We start from the raw sequence: 20,637 nt of genomic DNA, 5'->3' as shown, positions 1-20,637 counted from the left end.
CCATTAGCCATTAGCCATTAGCCATTAGCCATTAGCCATTAGCCATTAGCCATTAGCCATTAGCCATTAGCCATTAGCCATTAGCCATTAGCCATGCCCATTTTTTCAACTTTCCAAATTTGGGCGTACTTTTGCCCGAATTAGTATACCAGTAATATTGTCATGACCATTGTATTGGTTCGCCAACTCAATTAAGTCTATAACACCCCGTTCTAAGTTAGCGCCAGAACTAAGTAAGGGTTCTAAGTGAGTCTGCCAATGGGTTTCTAGTAAATCATTATCTGATAGACCGTCCGATGCCAACAGCAGAAGAGTATCTTCATTGATGTCGAAAAAGCCGACATCGGGATCAATCGAGTTTTCATCACGAGGCCCCAAGGCTTGGGTGAGTTGGTAGGCATCTGGGCGGGCGTAAGCGATGCTTGCTTCCACTCCGCGCGTAATTTCCCGTTGCCCAACTTCGTGATCTACTGTGATTTGTTCTAATCCCTGTTTGCGTGTCACGCGATAGAGACGGCTATCTCCTACGTGAGCAACTGCGGCTTGAGTATCTTGAATTAAGAGCATTACCAAAGTTGTACCCATACGCCCAACTCCAGAACGGGCATCTTGTTGATTGAGCTTGTAAATCGCCTCATTAGCTAAATACACTGCCCCACGAATGCTATCTTCTGTTGGTAGTTGGTTGGCAATCCAGTGTTCTTGAAAGTATTGCCGTAGGGTGTTGACTGCTAACTCACTGGCTATTTCACCGCCAGCATGTCCACCCATACCATCACAGAGAATATACAAACCATGCCCTTCCAAGACTCGACTTTTGGGAAACTCCAGCTTGTGAATTTTGGTTTCAATGCCAAAGCAATCTTCGTTATGATGACGTTGACGCCCTACATCTGTGCGTCCTGCATCTTCCAAGCTACTTAACTGCATCGCCAGCACAACAGTTGGCAAATCATCAATTTTGCTAATGATATCTTCTGGCTCATCTGATTCCGGGATCATGGGCACAGCAGTATCTTTCTCCTTTATTGGGGGCAAAGTTGCGGTTCCTAATGCTTCTAGTTCAATAGAGATTTCCTCCAAACGCGATCGCAATTGTGCGATCGTCTCGATCTTGCCTACATCTAAATCCCCCAACATCTGGACTACAGAGCCAAATTGAGTCCTTTGAGACTGTCTAAATAGTGCTTGCCAAACCCGTCCCAAAGCTTGGATAGTTAACGGTTCCTCTGGAATGGCAGATGTTTGGACTTGGGCATCTTCTGGCGACTCCGTGGCGGGCTGAGAATTGGATGATTCTACATACAACCTTTGTAGCGCCAGCGTTTGGTCTTCATCCAGCCGCAAATTCGACAATTCTAAAAGGCTTTGACGACAATTTACTGGTTCCAATGCTGCCCAAAGTTGGGTCATTTCATAACACCAGTGTAAAATTTTTAACGAACTCGTTGTTTCTTGTTGCCACAGGTCGAGTAAATACTGCCAATTCGAGCGATCTTCAATTATTACTACCTGTATATCATCCTGCTGCCAGGCGTCGTGAATCGGCGGTATCCCCAACTCACCTTGGGATTGTGAGGCAATATAAAGTTTAGCAAGGTAGGGAATTCCATTTGCTTCTGCTGATGGCGTTAGCAAATCTGATTGCTGACTTGCTAGGATTGCCTCAATTGGTGATATTTGATATGGTTGGCAGTCTAGAACTCTCACACCTACATCAGTAATGGTGTCAATTTGAGTTTGGGCAGGTAGCGGATCTAACAATTGATAGCGCTCTTGGGGGTCTAAATAAGAGCCTAATACAATCTGAGAGCTAGGGGATAGAGGAGATGAAGAAGATATTTCTCCCTCATCCCCCAAATCTCCCTTATCCTCCACATCTCCCTCATCTCCTAAAGCTTCGCCAGTCTTTTCCTTAGCAATAATTGCCCAAAACACTGTTCCACATTCCGTGTCACAGTTATGACAACGTAGTGCATTCATCGGGATATCATCAGTACTGCATTCAGGACAGACCTTGTAAGTCAGGGACGTGCCACAGTTTTGACAGAATTTGTTGCTATTGGGGTTTTCAAATTTACACTGAGGGCAAATCAGCATAGTGGAAGTTCCTTTATTCCCGTTCCAAGGTGCTTCTAGCCACGGAGATCCAAGGTGCCGCAATTGGCTGTCCCTGACTACAGTAGATTGTAGTTTATCAATAAATTTTGGTGGCAGTATTAATTGTGACGCATATTAGATAAATATTTCATATATTGGCAGCATATTCCTTATAGATGGGGGAGTGGGAGGATGAGGGAGATGAGGGAGATGAGGGAGATAAACAAAACTCCTAACTCCTAACTCTTATGGTTGTCTTCGCGTACAGCGATCGCTAGTCCAGCTTTAAAATAAGGTCGTGAAAAAGCAATTGTTTTCTGGCGTTCAGCAGTAATCGTAATTCCGCTAATTGCTGCATCAACTCTTTTGGCTTGCAAGGCTGATATTATGCCATCAAAGGGCAGACTTTCAAACTGGACTGCAAATCCTCCTACTTTAGCGATACCCGCCGCAGGCATCGCCAACGCATTTATCAAATCAATATCAAAACCTTCTAAATTCCCGCTAGCCGTTTTGATTTCAAAGGGGATAAAGGTAGGGTCTGTTGCCACCTTCAGAGGTTGAACACCTGGATTTGTAGTCTGATAAGAATTGTTACAGGCAATGAGCAGTAGGAAACAGCCTAAGCTCAGAATTACCTGCTGCCATTTCAAGTTAATCAATTTCACTATGGTCATTAGTCATTGGTCATTGGTCATTGGTCATTAGTAAAGGGGGACTAGAGACTAGGGCGTGTTTTCAAACTAAAACCACAAAATAACTAACTAGTTAAAACCTTAATTGATAATTGATAACTTTTGTCTTCTTGTACTAATAGCTTTCCATCTTTAGTTAGCTTTAGTTGCTGCCCCCGCCACTCTATAGTGTTGCCAATAAAGCCAAAAAACCAAACAACAAAACTTAATAAGTCCCACCCAGGAACGAGCCACAGAAACTTTTTGACTATTGGATCTTTCAGACTAATAGTACCAACGATCCAAGCCATCAGCAATCTTGTTACCCAACAGATACATAGTCCTAACCATCCTACTATTGAACCATCAGTGACAATCAGCAGTAGCAAGCTGGTGACGACACCATAGGTAAAAATGAGTCCTAGATAACCCCAAGGACGAGAAACTCGTTTACCACGCGCCCAACGAATCTGTCGCTTGAGAGCATCAACTAAGTTGTTGCCGATCTGTACATGTTCAACGATGTAGTTGGAAAGCACAACCTTATAACCTGCTTGGACGGGTAGATAGCCAAGCTGGAAATCATCTGCCAGATAATCAGCGATCACTTCAAATCCACCGATGGCTTCTAGTACTTTTTTCGGGATGACAATGGTGGAACCAAAGGCATATTTTACACCATTTTCCTGGATGTTGCTGACTAAAACCCCAGCATGAAACTCAGTAGTAGTACCAATAGCCTCCAATGTCGATATCCATCCTTGTGCTAAGGAGCGATACATACAGGTGACTACACCCACGCTTTTGTCTTGTAACGGCTGGACAACTCTTTGCAAATAGTCTGTTCCAACTCGGATGTCACTATCAGCAAGGACTAGAATTTCGTATTTAGCTTTGTCTGCGGCATTGGCCAAGTTGCTAACTTTGAGGTTTGTACCAATGACGCGATCGCTTACTATTAACAAAATATCCAAATCTGAAAAATTATGGATGATTTTCTCTATCACCTCTATGCAAGGGTCTTGAGAGTTTCGCACTGCAAAGATGATTTGATATTCTGGATAGTTCTGCTGACAAAATGAGGCTAGGTTTTTATAAGTATCACTATCAAGCCCACAAATGGGTTTGAGGATACTAACAGGTGGGTGAAAATCTAGATCAATTGGTTGGGGAGCAGCAAAAAAAGTTATTGCTGCATAAATTGCGTAACAATAAAACCAGACTGATGATATGCACAAAAATAGTAATAAGTCAATTATAATCTGGTTAAGATTTGTTAAAAAAGTAGATACAAACATGAACATTTATTAGCAGGCAAGTAATATTAGCATTTTCTAGATTCTTTGCCGAGGAGTTTAGGATTTTTTTATGTTAGGTTAGATCAAATTGGGATGACAAAGTTATTAATTCAGAGAAATTTTACTAGGACTTACGCACACTTTACGAATCCTTCTCTTCGAGACGCTTCTGCGAAGGCGCTCTTGGCGGTTCGATAAATTAAGCTTTTTAGCAATTTTTGCGTAAGTCCTGTTTACTTTTAAATTTTCATGACATATTTTGATCTGGTGCAATTATTCCTGAAAGCATCTGGTGTTGATTCAGCAAAAAAATTGTAGGTTGGGTGGAGCGGAGCGTAACCCAACCTACGTCTAATGCACTATTTTTTTGCTTGCCACGCCAGTACGTTGGGATAGAAAATGGTGGTTGGTAATTTCAAAGCCGTTACTCAGCAGCGCTTCGCGTACCTTATTACTTAACAATGCAGCCAATTCTGCTTCACCTGTCACTAGTTCTTCATTTAAAGAATCGCCGTGAATTGCGTTGGCGTTGCCGTAGCCTCTCCAAGAGTTGCCCGCCTTAGGCATCGCTGGATGAGAGTAAATCTCCACCAAGTTTGCCTGAATTTGGGGTATCAACCCCAGTAAATATTCCTCTGTAATGCCACCAGTTTGCAATAAACCGTAAACTCTTTCGGTAAAGCTAATGCCTTGGGATTCTAGCAGCTTCTCACCATAGCGGCGTAGTCTGCCAAATACTCCTGACCAAACTAGCTTTGTCAGTAGATGACTGCGATTAACTCTCAAGGTCATCCCCAGTTCCTCACTGGGAAGACGAATCACTTTAATATCAAATTCTCGTGCCAAGTCAACTAAAATACGCAAGACTACCGGATGTATATGCAAATGCAAATGCCCATCTACATGAGAGAGGGGCAAACCAGTAGAACGGTATTTTTCTAACTGGGCGCGAATTTCTTGACGCAGTTCTTGACGGGCTTCCTTAACAAATTGATAGCGCAACCCGGCAAAAAATGGACTGTTGGAAAAGTTACCTTGTTTGTCAACTAAATGGGGAATTTGCTCTGGTGGTAGCACAGAACGTCCACATATCAACACAAGATGTAGTCCAACAGCCAGATTTGAATTGGCCTTTGCCAAGGTGACAGCCTCTTTTGCAGCATCAGCGCTCACCATCAGGCTGGTACTAGTTAGCACTCCTTCGTTGTGTGCTTTGATAATTGCTTGATTAACTCCTTCAGAGAAACCAAAGTCATCACCGTTGATGATGGCGAAACGCTGTGCTGGCATAAGTTTTGGATTTTTAAGGTTCCGATAATTGAGCTATTGAGTGAGACTGACGCCGAGGTATAAGTCTGAGAGTCGCTAAGGCAGTTTTAGCCAGGTTCGGTATCAGTTGCGGTTGGAGTAGTTCTCGATCAAATACACTAAGCCGTCGGGTGTTTTCTTCCAAGCAAGTAGATAACAATAACTCTGGGGTTAAATTATCTATAAAGCTGCTAGCACCGGTGGCTGTGAAACCCTCTTGTTGTTCCTCATTAGAACCACTAAAGGCTTTAATCTTATCCTGTAAGGCTCTGCTGTAATGCACAAGAGCATTAATTCCCCGTGACCAATTACTTTTGCCCTCCTGAATTTGCAAGTATGTAACCCAATTAACGAAGAACATGATATGACGGGCTTCTTCATTTAGAACTGCATCGAAGATATTGAACAATGCTTCTGGGATGTAGCTGACATGACGATGAGCGAGTCCAAACAAGCCAAAGGCTAAAAAAGAGTCCAGACATTCACCAAAACCAAAGTCAAGGAAAGCCGTTTTAATATTACTAGGAAGTACAGGTGCAGGAGGTGCGGAAATCTGAATATCGTAGTGATTGATGAGGAATTTAATTAGTCTCCCGTGGCGAACTTCCTCCATAGCTTGTAGAGCGATCGCTTCTTTTAATAAAGGGTCGCTAATTGTGGCTGCAAAAGCGTTCACCATCACTCCTGCTTCTTGTTCGGTATTGAGTGCTTCTCTCCAAAAGGGGATGCTTCGCAAGCTTTCGAGAGCTACATTATCCAAAGTCGGCCAAGGAAGCCGTTCTGGCTCATACTCTAAATGACTTTCAAGAAAGCTCCGGCAAAAAAGTTCTTTGTGTTCTTTGCTTCCTATTTTCATGGCTGAAGAATTCTTTAACTTGTTGATAAGTAGTGGGACAGAATTAATTACACAATGTCATTGTGATCGCAATCACTGTAAATATTTTTGTTCATGTACTTATTTGGCTGGGTTATTGTCAATTCCTCCATCAAAACAACTAACCAACAACGACTGATTCTGCTTTTGCTGTTGCTTGGGTACGACGGTCTTTCAAGTAAGAGAAAAATTCCCGTCCTTCACGCAAACGGCGCACTAACATTTGAGGATCGGTGAGCATTTCGCCAACAATTGGGATAATCGCTCTGGGACGGAAGTAGAACTTCCGATACATCTTCTCAACTGCATCTTCAATTTCAGCACTGGAGAGATTTGGATATTGCAGTGTAGACATTTGAATTCCGGAACTAGCAACTAAGGAACTGTTGCTAAACCAATTATTTTCTTGTGCTTGACGATAAAGTTCTGTTCCAGGATAGGGAGCGGCAATCGAAACCTGAATTGTATGAGGACTAATCTCGCAAGCAAACCGGACTGTTTCTTCAATTGTTTGTGGCGTTTCGTCGGGTAAACCAATGATAAATGTGCCGTGTACGGTAATGCCAAGTTTATGACAATTTTCCATAAACTTCCGCGCTACTTCGAGCTTGATTCCTTTTTTAATGCCATCCAAAATTTGCTGATTGCCAGATTCAAATCCGACTAAGAGTAGGCGTAAGCCGTTATCGCGTAGTTTTTTGAGGGTGTCATAGTCTAGATTTGCACGGGCGTTACAACTCCAAGTCAGTTTGAGTCGCCGCAGATGTTCGCTAATTGCGATCGCTCGCTGTTTGTCTATAGTAAAGGTGTCGTCATCAAACATGTATTCTCGCACCTTGTCGCCGAAGATGGCTTTGGCTTCTTCCATCTCGCGCCCAACTGCTTCGGGGCTTTTAGTGCGGTATAAATGTCCACCAATTGTTTGCGGCCAAAGGCAGAAGGTACATTTTGCCGGACAGCCCCGCCCAGTGTAAAAGGAAATGTATGGATGCAGCAAGTAGCCAATAAAGTATTTAGTAATATCTAAATCACGGTGATAAATCGGCAATACACTGGGCATCGAATCCCAATCGTGAATTAAGGGGCGGTCTTCATTATGATGTATATTACCCTGGCGATCGCGGTAACTTAGACCTGTGATTTCTTCCCAAGATTTACCTTCTGCTATTTCTTTGCAGGTATAGTCGAATTCGTGACGACACACAAAGTCAATGATTGGGTTTTCCAGCAACGTCTGTTCTGGTAAGACTGCTACGTGCGCTCCAATCAAGCCAATCTGGACATTAGGGTTTTGAGCTTTGATTGTCTCGGCACACTTCACGTCATTAGGCAGCGAAGGCGTGCTGGTGTGCATGATAATTAGCTCGTAATCTTGAGCAATTTCGATGACATCTTCAACTGTTTGATTGTGTGGGGGTGCATCAATCAGCTTGCTACCAGGTACAAGGGCTGCGGGTTGCGCCAGCCATGTCGGATACCAGAAGGAGGTAATCTCACGCTTGGCTTGGTATCGAGAACCTGCGCCACCATCAAACCCATCGAAGGAAGGAGGGCTGAGAAACAAAGTTTTCTTCACAGGTATATTTCCTTGTATATAGTTCAGAGGTTCTACTTAATAGTTCCAAATCACATAGTCAAATATAGTGAGACTTATGCAACTCGGTTTGAAGCGACTCTACTTTCAGCATGGACACGCTTAAATAGTGGAGTTATCCGCCTTGGATGTACTACCAGACATCCCCTATCCCTTAGAATAGACTTGATAGAGTCGAAACCTTCAGGATTACTTTTTCTGCCGATGTTGAACGAGCCGTTCACGTCGGCATGAATCTTCAAACCAGATGAGCTAATATACCACGCACGTTCAACACGTCTTCCTGAGAATAGATGTTTTATCTTCTTGTTAGGTTGATAAGTTGGGATAATGTCCCAATCAATGGCAGAAGCCTTACTCGTGTAGCTTTTTTCTGCAACCTTAACGGTGATGCCGACTCGTTCTAGCTTATAAGTCAGCATCTTGATAAATTTGGCGTGTGGTATTTGAGTAAAGTTTTGGTTTGTGCGCTTACCTAAATTAAGATGTGTTTTCCATTGTTCATTCTTTCCGATTGATACGTGAGTTACGCCAAGAGATAGAAATTCATCCACAATCATTTTTGTGGACTGATGTAAATATGAATCTACAAATTGATTGCGATTGCGAACGATGTTTGCAATTCGCTTTGATTTGCCAAAACCCTTGGCAAGAATTCCTCGAAACTTGGCAACCTGCTTGTTGTAAAACTGGTTTGCTGATTTCAAGGGTTTACCATTTACAATAATCGGCTGTATTGTTAAGTCGTTAAAAACAATTGTTGCTAGATTATCTAAACCAATGTCTATCGCCGCATTCAGTTCCGGATTCAAACTACAAAATAATTCACAAGGTTTAGGAATTTCATAAACTACTTCGATAATAAAGCATCCCGTTTTTGGGATAATTCGTACTTCGCACAAGTCATCAAACTTTAGTCCAGGTTTAACCGGAATCTTGATTGGTGACATTGATGGGACAACTGTACCCTTACCAAATTCTCTTTTACCAATTGCTTGATTATTGAACTTAACTACGTTTTGATCATCAACATAACTGGGTGGCTTCGGTCTACCTGTGAACTTAGTTGAATCAAGTTTATAGGCTGATACTCCCTTGTAGTAAGCGTTCCATGCATCTGCATTCTGTTTCAAAACGAGTTGGGCTACTTTGGCAGGCATTGATTTATAGTTCTCGTTTTGTTTAAATAAACTGTCTAAGCAAGCTTGTGTTTGAGTCCCCCAGCCGTAGAAAAAACCAAGACGTTGGGTGAATTGAGCAGTGTTGTAAAGCTGTCGGGAAATAGTAGTTATATCAGTGCAGTAATCAAACCATTCATGTCCTTCTTTGATTATGTGCTTTTCTACTTGACGCATATTATTGAATTGATTTGTCGGACAAGATTATTCTACCATTCAATGAGGACATGAAAGACTATATCTGACTAGGTTAGACTAGATTTTTATTGAAGTTTTATAATACTTATAAATTTTCCCACCCATCTAATTAGCTACGAACTTTGGTGAGAATTTTCTGGGAATAGAACGAAGCTGATTCTTCATTTTTGGCGCAATCTTGGGCAAACTTAATCAAATGATGCCCAACAAGTCCAACGTGAATCAAGTTTTCTATATTTCCTGCTTTTAGTGCTGGCTTGGCCATTTTCCAGAAAGTCTGACGATAGTTACTAAATAAGCCTACCCGCAGCAAAATATTGCTGAAATAAGTTAAACCCTTGCGAATATTAGCCGCAGAAGCGCGAGATGGGCTGTTAGGAATTTTGATGCGGTTTGGATAGGTGTGTTCCATGTTGTAGGCGAACCGCTCATATAAAAATTCTGGCTCATAAGCAGTTGTGATGCAGCGCCGCCACATCTCAACAACTTGCTCGTAGGGCATCAAAAATTCAACATTTGATTCGCGGTTTTCATCAAAAACGAGTCGTCCTTCTGCTTCTAATCTCCGCCATAATGGAGTTCTAGGCAAAGCATGAAGTAGGTTAATTGTCAACATGGGAATTTGGGATGCCCGAATAAATTCGATAATTCGGTCTGCTGTTTCTGGTGTATCTGTATCTAACCCAATGATGATTCCTGATACTACTTCCATACCATAGCTATTTAAAACCTGAATTGCTTTTAAGATGGGCATACTCAGATTTTGGTCTTTGGAAATCGCATGGAGGGCATTTGGTTCTGGTGTTTCGATGCCACAAAAGATTGTGCAAAAATAGGCTTCGCGCATCATTTCTAGCAATTTTGGACTTTGAGCTAGATTGAGCGTTGCTTCACAGGCAAACTGGATGGGGTAGCCATTGCGTTTTTGCCAGTCAATCAGGTGAGGAAGTAACTTCATGGCGGCGCGGCGATCGCCAACAAAGTTATCATCGACAAAATACACTGCCCCCAAATTGCCAGATTGTCGCATTGCGTCTAACTCCGCGACTACTTGCTCTGGTGTTTTCATCCGGGGACTGTTGCCATAGAGTTCGGGAATATCACAAAACTCGCAGTGATAAGGACAGCCACTAGAAAACTGGACATTTGCCAGGAAATAATCATTGATATTCAGCAAATGATAAGCTGGAGTTGGGAACTCTGTTAAGGGTAGACGTTCCTTGGTTTCAAAGCGAATTTGCTGTTGGGGACGTTCCAGATTTTGGTCTAGATATTCGATCAGGCGATCGCTTCCATCTCCCAACTCACCCAAATTTAAAATGTCAAATTCCGGATAATATTCTGGACACCCAGATACCGAAGGCCCACCCACAACGGTAATTTTCCCGGCTCGATGGGCAAGTTCATTAATTTGATTAATCTGTGGTTTTTGGATATGCATTCCACTCACAATCACCACATCAGCCCATTGATAATCAGCCCTTGTCGTTGATTTGACATTCTCATCAATAAAGCGCACTTCCCATTGTTTAGGTAAGTAGGCAGCCACAATTAAAATACCTTGGGGTGGCATAAAAGCCCGAACTTTACCCATCAGTGGGTAAGCGTGATGAAAAGTACCAAAGGAGCGGCTGTATTTGGGAAAGATGCACAGAATGCGTCGATAGTGCGAAGGAACGTAGCGGGTTCCTTGAGTGACAGGAGCGGTTTTGGAATCGACCGCGACATTAATTCGTTTCTCTGAAGACTTTAGATTTACAGTCATCGCAAATTTCACCCTGGAAAACTGAGCAGGTAATTTGACAGTTTATTGACATAATTAGCTGTAATTCCAACTAGCTTACCAAAGAAAGGCAGGAGGCAGAAGGAATTAGAAATGTATTTTTCCTCAAAGCAAAGTCCTAATCATTAGACATCTGGTGAAATTCAATATGCGTTACCCAAAACCTTTGTAGAGACGTAGCAGTGCTACGTCTCTACATTCATTTTCACCAGATGTCTATTATAAATTGCCTAATCTTGCCTTCTGCCTGATTCATCGTGATATTTGAAGGGGTGTTTAACTGGTAAAATATAAAATCCACCCTAGTAACACAAATTTAATTGGTTGGCAAACAAAAATTATGGAAATCGCCCATGAGACATAAAAAGAGAGATTTTCATTTTTTGTTGTATCCAACTGGGTATAGGCCTCTGTCATGAATTTGATTTACTTTCTTTTGCGTTCTTCGTGGGGGATGGTGGTGATCGCGATCGCTACGGGATTCTTGAGTGGCGGTAGTAGTGCTGGCTTGATTGCCTTAATTAGCCATACTACTGCTAGTAGCGGTAGTGCTTCCCGCCTCACATCGATAATTTGGGGTTTTGCGGGGCTGGCAATAGTTGCACTGATTACCAGTATCATTTCTCAAGTGATGCTAGTTCGTCTTTCTCAAAACGCAGTCTTGCAATTACGAATGCGTTTAAGTCGCCAGATTCTCGCTTCCGAGTTGAGTCATCTGGAACGCTTAGGGAATCCTCGATTATTGGCAACTCTCACAGAAGATATTCAGGCGGTTGCTGATGCTGTTTATCAGATGCCTTTCATTTTTATTAATTTAGCGATCGTCCTGGGTTGTATAGCATATATAACCTGGCTCTCTTGGTTAGTATTGCTGATGGTTTGTGGAATTTCAGTAGTTGCGATCGCTAGTTGTCAGTGGCTACTCAACCGAGGAGGGCAATTGCTAACCCTAGCTCGTGAAGATGAAGATCATCTATTTAAACATTTTCGCACCATTACCGAAGGAGTCAAGGAACTCAAACTCAACTACAAGCGGCGTGAAGACTTTTTAGCAGAAAAACTGCAATCAACTGCTAACGAGTTCCGTCATCACAATGTTAAAGGTCTAACTCTTTTTGCCATAACTTCAAGTTGGGGTCAACTCATATTCTTTTTTGCCCTCGGTTTTGTACTGTTTGTGCTGCCTAATCTGCTTACCATCAATCCCGAAACTCTCTCTGGTTACATTTTGACCTTCACTTACTTGGTGTTACCAATGGATAACATCATCAGCAAACTTCCTCTATTAAGCAAAGCTAGCATTGCTTTGCAAAAAATCGAATCACTGGGTTTATCTCTAGCAAGTCGAACTGAAATATCCACTGTTCCGCCTGCTTTGAAATCTGACTGGCACAGGTTAAAATTTAAAAGCGTTACCCACACTTACTACACAGATCAAGAAGATAATAGCTTTATCTTTGGTTCCATAGATTTGACACTCTATCCTCAAGAATTAGTCTTCATTGTCGGCGGTAATGGTAGCGGAAAATCTACATTAGCTAAACTAATTACCGGACTTTATATCCCAGAAAATGGCGAAATTTGGTTTGATGACGATCTAATTAGGGAACAGAATCGAGAATGGTATCGCCAGCATTTTTCCGTGGTATTTTCCGACTTTTATTTATTTGAAGAACTTTTGGGATTAAAAAATTCTCATTTGGATGCTCAAGCCACAAAATATTTACAACAACTGCAACTAGACCATAAAGTGAAAGTTGAAAATGGCCAACTTTCTACCACTGCTCTTTCTCAAGGACAACGGAAACGCCTAGCTTTACTCACAGCCTACTTGGAAGATCGACCAATTTATCTATTTGATGAGTGGGCAGCCGATCAAGATCCGGTATTCAAGGAAATATTCTACACCCAACTTCTTCCAGAATTGCGATCGCGGGGTAAAACAGTGCTGGTAATTAGCCATGACGATCGCTATTTTCATTTAGCAGACCGAATTATCAAACTTGACTATGGAAAAATCGAGTACGACAAAACTTAGTAAAACATTTCATTAATTCATAGCGAATTAACTTTGGCAAAACTCTGCGTACCTCTGCGTTTAAAAAGTTATGAACTTATGCAAAGTTGTACTTAGTCTGTCAAAACAACTCATAATTGTTAATGAAGGAATATCTGGAGTTTGACTAAATAAAACCAATGTCTGAACAAAAGCCCATAAGTCCTTGGAACTACAAACCTTGGTGGTGTCAACCCTGGTCTATAATTCTCACAGGTGTAACAATGATTGGTGGTAGCTGGTTGATATTTAAAACTATTTGGCTAACAGTTCTCGTTTCTATCCCTGTATTAACATGGATGGGATTTTTTGTATTGTTTTGGCCGCAACTAATTATTCGCAGTGGTATTTTAGAGTCGTATAAAGAGTAATTCGAGCCTGATGTAATACTGGAAATTGCTCTATCTGGAGCAATTCCGGCAAGATTTTATCTCTGCGTAGATGCACAGAGATGAACAAGACTGTGCTACAAAATTAAGCGATCGCCTCCGGTGAAAGATAAGCTGTTGTGCATACAAGTTGCACAATTGAAATTGTGGGTAAGAACTTCAAACCCTCTCCTCTTCTCCCCTGCGGTCTCAAGGTATAAATTAAGTACTTAACAACTTACCATGCGATCGCTCATTCACCAATAGACTCAGCACTGAGTAGGGTAAATCTAAGCTCCAAGGAGCAGTTTCCAATCCTCGAAATTTCTGTATTTATACATACTATAGCAGTATCAAAAATTGATATCTTTGAAAAATAACTCTGATAGTATGATAAGTTTTGATAAATTTTAGCTGATATTGATAATTTCCAACCTGGCTGTGGGCAAAAGACCTTGTAAGTATCTAAATATTCAGGGAATTTGCACAGTGGCTAGGGTGACATGAACAACAGAGCAAACCAAAGGCATGAAGAACATCGTATAATACAATATTTCTGTATATTCAACCAAGTGTTGATTTTCGTTGCAGAGATGTTTATGTCACGTAGCCTTGCTGCTGGAGAGGTAATACTGCGGTTGTTGCAAAATTTCCAGCCTTCCAGACTTTCCTGGTTAAGACTCAGACACTCACTTGTGAAAACCCAAGCTGTTCCTCTACCTGATAATGAAGCAGAAAGACTCAAAGCGCTGGCGGATTACAATATTCTGGATACTCTACCCGAACAAGCTTTTGATGATATAACTGCTCTTGCTGCCTACATTTGTAAGACTCCAATTGCTTTAATTAGCTTAGTTGATGCCGATCGCCAATGGTTTAAATCTAAGGTTGGACTACAAGCGAGCGAAACACCCAGAGATTGGGCTTTTTGCTCCCATGCCATTCTTCAACCAGAGGATATATTAGTGATTACCAACGCCATCAAGGACGATCGCTTTAATAACAATCCCTTAGTCAAAGGTAATCTCAAAATTCGTTTTTATGCTGGTGCCCCTCTAATTACACCCGATGGCCTTCCCATTGGGACGTTGTGTGTTTTGGATACCATTCCTCATCACTTAAGTTACCAGCAGTTAGATGCACTGCGCCGCCTAAGTCGCCAGGCGATCGCTCAGATGGAACTCATTCAGGAAGTTCGCAACCGCAAACAAGCGTCACTGACTGATGAATTAACCGGTCTGCATAACCGACGTGGTTTCTTCCTGATGGCTGAACAAGAGTTAAAAATTGCTCACCGGATGAAAGCACTGTGCTGGGTTATCTTCATCGATTTAGATGGGCTAAAACAGGTTAACGACACCCTGGGTCACGATATGGGAGATGCCTTGATTATTGATGCTGGTCGATTACTCAAGCAAAGTTTTCGCAGTTCTGATATTGTCGCTCGCTTGGGTGGAGATGAGTTCATTGTTTTCATCTCCAGCTACTTTAAAGACGCTGATAGCATCCAAGAGTATCTACAAACAAATATCGCCAATTTTAATCAACAGCAAAACCGTAACTATGAACTTTCGATGAGTATGGGGATAGAGTGTTACTCACCAGAAAGTGATATGTCACTAGAACAAGTAATCGCCAGTTCTGACAAATTAATGTACGCTCAGAAGCGTCTGAAGCGGCAATCTCTTACATAAAAAGTCTTTAATTACGAATTACGTTAGCGACGCAGGAGCGTCATTACGAATTATTTTCATTTACCACTTGGCTGCCATGACTGCGGGGGTCATCTTGACTAGCCGTTGGTGCTACTGGGGCTGAAAATTTAGAAACTTTCCCACTAGCTTGAGCATAGGGAAGAGACGAACCAGTAACCAAAGCTTCTAAGTTGCTAGCCATAATCGTCCGGGGTTGATCGCCGATGGCTTGGGCTATGGTTTCTCCTTGCTGACTCAAAAATACAAAATGGGGAATCCCATCTACCCGATATCTCAGCATTTCCGGCAGCCACTTGGTATTATCCACATTCAGCATGACAAAATTCATCTTGTCAGCATACTCTGTTTCTAGTTGAGTGATATCTGGTGCCATTTTCTGGCAGACAGTACACCAATCAGCATAAAACTCTACTAGAGATGGTTTGCCATTGCTGACGGCTACTTCTAACGGTGTGGAGTTATCGCTTAACTTGGTAAGGGTAGCCGAGGTTGTTTCAGTTCGCAATCCTAAGACGAGGGAAACGCTAAGTGCGATCGCTACCATCACAATTAAGAAGTTTCTCAGACGCTTCCCGAATGTGGATTCAGGTTTTTCGGGAGAATTAACAGGTGAGTCAGTACTCATAACAGCATTATTAAAACTTATTAGGCAATTTCCTCTTTAGTTTAGCTGACTCCTGGCACTCTCAATACTGTTCGGTCACGCAAGAGACGCAATGAATCGCCGTCAATATTGTAGAGACGGCGATTTATCGCGTCTTTGTGATGATTTATCGCGTCTCTGCGATCTAGAATTTTCATCAAAAAACCTTAACTGAACCGTATTGCAGCCACTCTTTAAATTTTTCCAGCTTTGGAAGCTTGAACTAGGAATTGGGCATGGGGCATGGGCACAATAGGAAGGGGTACGGAGGGAAAGGCTGACTGCAACTGTTCCCCAGTCCCCATTCTCCTATTTACTTAACTCACAAAATCGTCCCAGTTTCTTTCAAATAAACTCGCGTAAATGGTTCATCTTCACCCAAAGTATAATCTTCAATCAACCCTTTGCGACGAATAGAAATACCGTTGCCTTTTCTAATTACCACAGTCGAACTATCAAAAACATCCCGCGCCAAAATCATCTCAGCTTCGGTGGGATTATCCAAAACTACGAGATTACTACTCTGGTAAAATATGCCCTGTTCTTCGAGGATGTCTTCAGGGTACTCGGCAATCAACAAATCAAGTTTGGGATGACGCAGCAAAGTTTGGACATTACTGTTGTAATCTTTGCTTAATACTTTTTTCGAGCGATTCACAAAAACGGCATCACGACAAACAGCACCTATTGTCCAGTTGGGATGTTGCAAAAGGATATGGTCAATCGTCGCTTGCAGTTCTTCAACTGAGATTTTGTTAAAGGTAATAATTGGTATCCTGGCATCTGCACCCGACTCAAAAAAGGTTTCTAAAATATGAGAAGGTACATCAACACTTTCACCAACAGAAGGTTTAAGATGCATTAAAACCCCTGGTGCAGCATTGATTTCCAGAATGGCAAAGTTACTAGACTTCCAAGATTCTGCGAGACTTTTGGTAATGACATCAATCCCTAGACAAGTCAACTGGAAATGTTGGGCAATATCTTGGGCCAAAATAATATTGTCAGCATGAACTGTCGGGGTTGCATCAATGCTTACACCTCCGGCTGAAAGATTGGCGACTTTACGCAGGTAAACAGTACGTCCTTTCTCAATCACGCTTTCTAATGATAAGCGCTGTTCCTCTAGATAGAGTTCCATCGCTTCATCAATCTGAATTTTACTCATCGGCGAAGTTGGTGTGTCTAAACGTGCAGGTTTGCGGTTCTCTTGGCGAATTAACTCTGCAAGGGTTAAATACCCATCACCAACAACCGATGCCGGACGGCGTTCTGTGGCGGCGACGAATCGACCATTGACACACAACAAACGAAAATCTGATCCTGAGATGCTTTTTTCAACAATTATTCGGGTTTGCTGATTTTCGGGAATCGCTGCCAGTGCGCGATTATAAGCAGATACCAGTTCTTTGGAGTCTTGCACATCAGCCGTGACGCCAATTCCTTTGTGACCTACTACTGGCTTAACTGCCACTGGGTAGCCAATTTCTCTTGCTGTTACTAAAGCTTCTTTCTCGAAAAAGACAATATTACCTTCAGGTACTGGAAAACCCAAGGTTTTTAGAAATGCCTTACAGTCATCTTTACGGGTGGTAAACTCCGAATCTAGATGGCTATCACAGTTAAATGTTGTTGCTACCCCCCGGACGTGTTTTTTTCCCAAACCATATTGCATCAATCCTTCTTCCCACAAATAAAAGGCGGGAATACCTTTCTCGTAGGCGGTTCGCAATAGGGCGTAAACCGTGGGGCCACCGTAGACAGATGCGCGGAATCTATCTTGCAACCTCACCAACTGCTCATCAAAGGTGAAGTCTTCGTCTTGGGTAATGGCTTCAAACCAATCCCAAACAAAGTAAACTACCTCTCTAGTTGTGCGTTCATGTAATGATTGGACACTAATTCGGGTGAGATGTGGATATGGCTTAACACTCCAGTGGTTAAGGTGTAAATCCATATCTAACTTGCCGACTTCGGAGACAACTTGAGCAAAGAGATGGGGATATGATTCGTAGGTTTGATCGCGAAGATTTGGATAGCGATCGCTAATTTTTGCGATATAATCTTCAATGGGCAAAGGCTCTCTAGAGTCAATTAGAGCAAAATCAAATACTAGCGCCCCGATATCTAAATAGGGGTTGGGCCCAATGTAATGCTTGAAGTTGAAAATATCGAATACATCCGTTCTTCTAGCATTAATGCGGACTAATTCACTGCTTTTTTGTAGAACCATTGATTACGAACCTTTGGCTAAACACCCTGAAATTTAAATGCTGAGTTATGGTTACTCAGAATTATTGATTGTAAATTAGTTGACATTTATTTTGGAGAGTCATGGCTTGGCCATTCAACTAATCAGAACCTACGCTAACTCTATTAGTAAGCATTTTCAACTATCTCAAGGCATAATTAAATCCCCATTCCTCAGCCTGACTTTTCACGGGAAGTCCTCAAGCCCCCAAAAAGCGTAGGTTTTTCCACAGGCTAATTCTCAATAACTCTGAGTTAATGAAAATAGCTAACGGAGAAATCAGGGCTTGGGAAAGCATCAAAATGACCTTTTCCACATCCCGTGAAAAGTCAGATTCCTCAGCCAGGAATCAAGAACAGTCAAACAATTTTGGATTTTAGATTTGCAATTTGGGATTGACCCTGACCACAAGGGTACACCCGCATTTCTCACAAGCTTGAAATGCAGAGGGGCAGAGGGGAAAGAACTTGTTGTACAAATCTCTCCCCTGCTCCTCTGCTCCCCTGCTCAAGAGCACAAGGTTTTGAGAGATGTGGTGAGAAATCCGGGTACAGGGCTTGGTGATTTGAGATTGACAATTTGGGATTTGTTCCGCTTGACTTCGGGCGGGGCATGAACCGAAATCATCTCAAATCTCAAATAGGTACGTCAATTCATCCTCATGAATCATCAGAGATATAACTTTTGAAAGGTGCAACACTCACTTAAGAAGTGTATAAATAAATGTGGGGTATCAAAAAGACAGCAAAGTATGAATAGCACACAAGCTGCTCTAAGAGATGAAATTCGAGAACTTGCTGAAGAAGCTTTTCGTCAAAAGCTGATTTCTGGGCATGGAGATGGGGCAGATATGGATGAGTATCAAATTGTTTACCAAGGTAAACCCAGGCATCTCCCACTAGAACAAGCACGTTTTTTCTTAACTAACTTGCTTTACAGAAGCCGGATTCATTAGTATTTGCCATTAAATATCATCTAATTGCACCCAGCTAGAGTTATATACAAATTACTCTCGGCAGCAGAAATCTCCAATCGGCAATTAGTCACATAGCCAACAATGCCTCTAGAAAATACTTCTAGAGGCAGTTGACGTTGTGGATTTTATTGAGTAAATGAAAATTTAGGTAATTTGTAGGATAAATCTTTTGGTCTAATTGCGCTCACAAATGTTAATCCTATTTGTATCAAGTAATCTACCAAAGGGATGATTTGATAGTTTTAATTGTCATGGTTTAGTGAAATTTATTAACTCAAATTCAGGGGGCATCATGGTGGAAAGTAATATCAAACGGCAGTTGGTAATTATTGGGGGAGCCGAAGATAAAGAGGGAGATTCCATAATTTTGCGGGACTTTGTACGACGCGCTGGCGGTACAAAAGCGTACATTGTCATTCTGACAGCGGCGACAGAACTACCAAGAGAAGTGGGAGAAAATTATATCAGAGTGTTTGAGCGACTGGGAGCCGAAACTGTTCGCATTATTGATACAGAAACCCGTGAAGATGCATCATCATCTACCGCATTGGAAGCTATTAGGAAAGCAACTGGTGTATTTTTTACAGGGGGAGACCAAGCTCGGATTACCAGTATCCTTAAGGATACCGAAATCGATGCAGCAATTCACAAACGCTTCTCTGAAGGTGTAGTTATCGCAGGTACAAGCGCGGGCGCTGCTGTGATGCCAGATAAAATGATTGTGGAAGGTGATTCCCAGACACATCCTCGGATTGAAACTGTTGAAATGGGCCCAGGTATGGGATTTTTGCCAGGGGTAGTAATTGACCAGCATTTTTCTCAGCGTGGACGTTTGGGACGCTTAATTTCAGCTTTAATACTAGAACCTGCTGTCTTAGGATTTGGTATTGACGAAAATACCGCGATGGTAGTTACAGATAATCAAGTCGAAGTGATTGGTGAAGGCGCGGTGACGATTGTTGATGAATCAGAGGCTACATATAACAATATGGACGAAATTTTGAAGGATGAATCTTTGGCGATTTGTGGAGCAAAGCTTCATATTTTGCCACATGGCTTCAAATTTGACCTGAATACCCGCCAACCTATCCTAAATAACGGCTCTCTGCCAAATAGCTCTGTGCCAGTTGCTTCAATTAGCACCTAACTTTTAACAGATGTATTTAAACTGCAAGTTTTATGCTTTGTGGCGGCAGCCGCCGCTAGCAATAAGGTTCGGTTAACAAAATCCCAAAATTTTACTTTATACATGAGTAGTGGTGTACATCTGTACGCCACTACAGCCGATTAATTATGCTGCACAGATTTTTGAAAATCATAACACCCAATTGATAGGAATTTCTAGGACTAAATTTCCGCATCACTGCGTATCATCTCGTCTCTAATGCAATACGGTGTAGATAATTGGTCTTTGAAGACGCGATAAATCGCGTCTCTACATCAGGTTATATTGCAATACGGTTCAGTTAAGGCTTTACTCTTTGTCAAAATGATTTTTTTAAAGTAGACGCGGAGCGGCTTGCCGCAGGCTACCGCAAAGGACGCATTCGCGCAGCGTCTCGTAAGAGTTGGACGCAAAGAAACAGAAGGAAGAGAAGCTTAACGAGTACTTTTACTCACT

16 protein-coding genes are annotated in these 20,637 nt (G+C 42.0%); 5 read left to right on the top strand and 11 right to left on the bottom strand.

The features are described 5' to 3' along the window. Nucleotides 1–105 precede the first annotated feature (105 nt). The 8 genes from V7K67_RS03320 to V7K67_RS03285 all read right to left on the bottom strand — a co-directional run bounded on the left by V7K67_RS03320 (nucleotide 106) and on the right by V7K67_RS03285 (nucleotide 10,989). Nucleotides 106–2,100, bottom strand: a complete 1,995-nt coding sequence (locus V7K67_RS03320) for a serine/threonine phosphatase (RefSeq protein ID WP_334730201.1) — start codon at nucleotides 2,098–2,100, stop codon at nucleotides 106–108. Between the two features lie 239 nt (nucleotides 2,101–2,339). Beyond that, nucleotides 2,340–2,777 (bottom strand): transporter substrate-binding domain-containing protein, encoded by a 438-nt coding sequence (locus V7K67_RS03315; RefSeq protein WP_334730202.1) that lies wholly within the window; start codon nucleotides 2,775–2,777, stop codon nucleotides 2,340–2,342. An 83-nt stretch (nucleotides 2,778–2,860) separates the two neighbouring features. Then, nucleotides 2,861–4,072 carry a bacteriohopanetetrol glucosamine biosynthesis glycosyltransferase HpnI gene (hpnI, locus tag V7K67_RS03310; RefSeq protein WP_334730203.1) on the bottom strand — a complete coding sequence of 404 codons (1,212 nt, stop codon included), beginning with the start codon at nucleotides 4,070–4,072 and terminating at the stop codon, nucleotides 2,861–2,863. A gap of 351 nt (nucleotides 4,073–4,423) precedes the next feature. Further along, on the bottom strand, nucleotides 4,424–5,362 hold the full coding sequence (hpnK, locus tag V7K67_RS03305; RefSeq protein WP_334730204.1) for a hopanoid biosynthesis-associated protein HpnK: 939 nt from the start codon (nucleotides 5,360–5,362) through the stop codon (nucleotides 4,424–4,426). Between the two features lie 13 nt (nucleotides 5,363–5,375). Next, entirely contained in the window at nucleotides 5,376–6,236 is an 861-nt protein-coding gene (locus tag V7K67_RS03300; RefSeq protein ID WP_334730205.1) for a ferritin-like domain-containing protein, read from the bottom strand. Between the two features lie 139 nt (nucleotides 6,237–6,375). Continuing rightward, nucleotides 6,376–7,830 carry a hopanoid biosynthesis associated radical SAM protein HpnJ gene (gene hpnJ, locus V7K67_RS03295; protein ID WP_334730206.1) on the bottom strand — a complete coding sequence of 485 codons (1,455 nt, stop codon included), beginning with the start codon at nucleotides 7,828–7,830 and terminating at the stop codon, nucleotides 6,376–6,378. Nucleotides 7,831–7,904: 74 nt separating this feature from the next. Beyond that, complete coding sequence (locus tag V7K67_RS03290; protein ID WP_335165234.1) at nucleotides 7,905–9,203, bottom strand: RNA-guided endonuclease InsQ/TnpB family protein; 1,299 nt, start codon at nucleotides 9,201–9,203, stop codon at nucleotides 7,905–7,907. A 130-nt stretch (nucleotides 9,204–9,333) separates the two neighbouring features. Next, on the bottom strand, nucleotides 9,334–10,989 hold the full coding sequence (locus V7K67_RS03285; RefSeq protein WP_334730208.1) for a B12-binding domain-containing radical SAM protein: 1,656 nt from the start codon (nucleotides 10,987–10,989) through the stop codon (nucleotides 9,334–9,336). 433 nt (nucleotides 10,990–11,422) lie between these two features. Between V7K67_RS03285 and V7K67_RS03280 the strand changes: the two genes are divergently transcribed. From V7K67_RS03280 to V7K67_RS03270, 3 genes are all read left to right on the top strand, one after another. After that, entirely contained in the window at nucleotides 11,423–13,045 is a 1,623-nt protein-coding gene (locus V7K67_RS03280; RefSeq protein WP_335165232.1) for a cyclic peptide export ABC transporter, read from the top strand. Between the two features lie 158 nt (nucleotides 13,046–13,203). Further along, a complete protein-coding gene (locus V7K67_RS03275) occupies nucleotides 13,204–13,434 on the top strand; it encodes a DUF6737 family protein (RefSeq protein WP_334730210.1) in 231 nt (76 codons plus the stop codon). Between the two features lie 596 nt (nucleotides 13,435–14,030). Continuing rightward, complete coding sequence (locus tag V7K67_RS03270; RefSeq protein WP_334730211.1) at nucleotides 14,031–15,125, top strand: sensor domain-containing diguanylate cyclase; 1,095 nt, start codon at nucleotides 14,031–14,033, stop codon at nucleotides 15,123–15,125. A gap of 43 nt (nucleotides 15,126–15,168) precedes the next feature. Here V7K67_RS03270 and V7K67_RS03265 read toward each other — a convergent pair whose 3' ends face one another. The 3 genes from V7K67_RS03265 to V7K67_RS03255 all read right to left on the bottom strand — a co-directional run bounded on the left by V7K67_RS03265 (nucleotide 15,169) and on the right by V7K67_RS03255 (nucleotide 18,022). Then, nucleotides 15,169–15,771, bottom strand: coding sequence for a thioredoxin family protein (locus V7K67_RS03265; RefSeq protein WP_334730212.1), 603 nt, complete (start codon nucleotides 15,769–15,771; stop codon nucleotides 15,169–15,171). Nucleotides 15,772–15,812: 41 nt separating this feature from the next. Further along, entirely contained in the window at nucleotides 15,813–15,947 is a 135-nt protein-coding gene (locus V7K67_RS03260; RefSeq protein ID WP_334730213.1) for a hypothetical protein, read from the bottom strand. Between the two features lie 164 nt (nucleotides 15,948–16,111). Next, nucleotides 16,112–18,022 carry an ATP-binding protein gene (locus tag V7K67_RS03255; RefSeq protein ID WP_335165229.1) on the bottom strand — a complete coding sequence of 637 codons (1,911 nt, stop codon included), beginning with the start codon at nucleotides 18,020–18,022 and terminating at the stop codon, nucleotides 16,112–16,114. A 769-nt stretch (nucleotides 18,023–18,791) separates the two neighbouring features. On the opposite strand from V7K67_RS03255, the gene V7K67_RS03250 reads away from it, so the two are divergent. Both V7K67_RS03250 and V7K67_RS03245 read left to right on the top strand, forming a co-directional pair. Next, entirely contained in the window at nucleotides 18,792–18,995 is a 204-nt protein-coding gene (locus tag V7K67_RS03250; RefSeq protein WP_334711686.1) for a hypothetical protein, read from the top strand. A 313-nt stretch (nucleotides 18,996–19,308) separates the two neighbouring features. Next, complete coding sequence (locus V7K67_RS03245; RefSeq protein ID WP_334729764.1) at nucleotides 19,309–20,163, top strand: cyanophycinase; 855 nt, start codon at nucleotides 19,309–19,311, stop codon at nucleotides 20,161–20,163. The last annotated feature ends 474 nt before the right edge of the window (nucleotides 20,164–20,637 follow it).

It is taken from the genome of Nostoc sp., assembly GCF_036917155.1.
Taxonomy (GTDB): Bacteria; Cyanobacteriota; Cyanobacteriia; order Cyanobacteriales; family Nostocaceae; genus Nostoc.
Note: the sequence above shows the minus strand (reverse complement) of the source record. Positions and strands in the feature narration are given on the sequence as shown.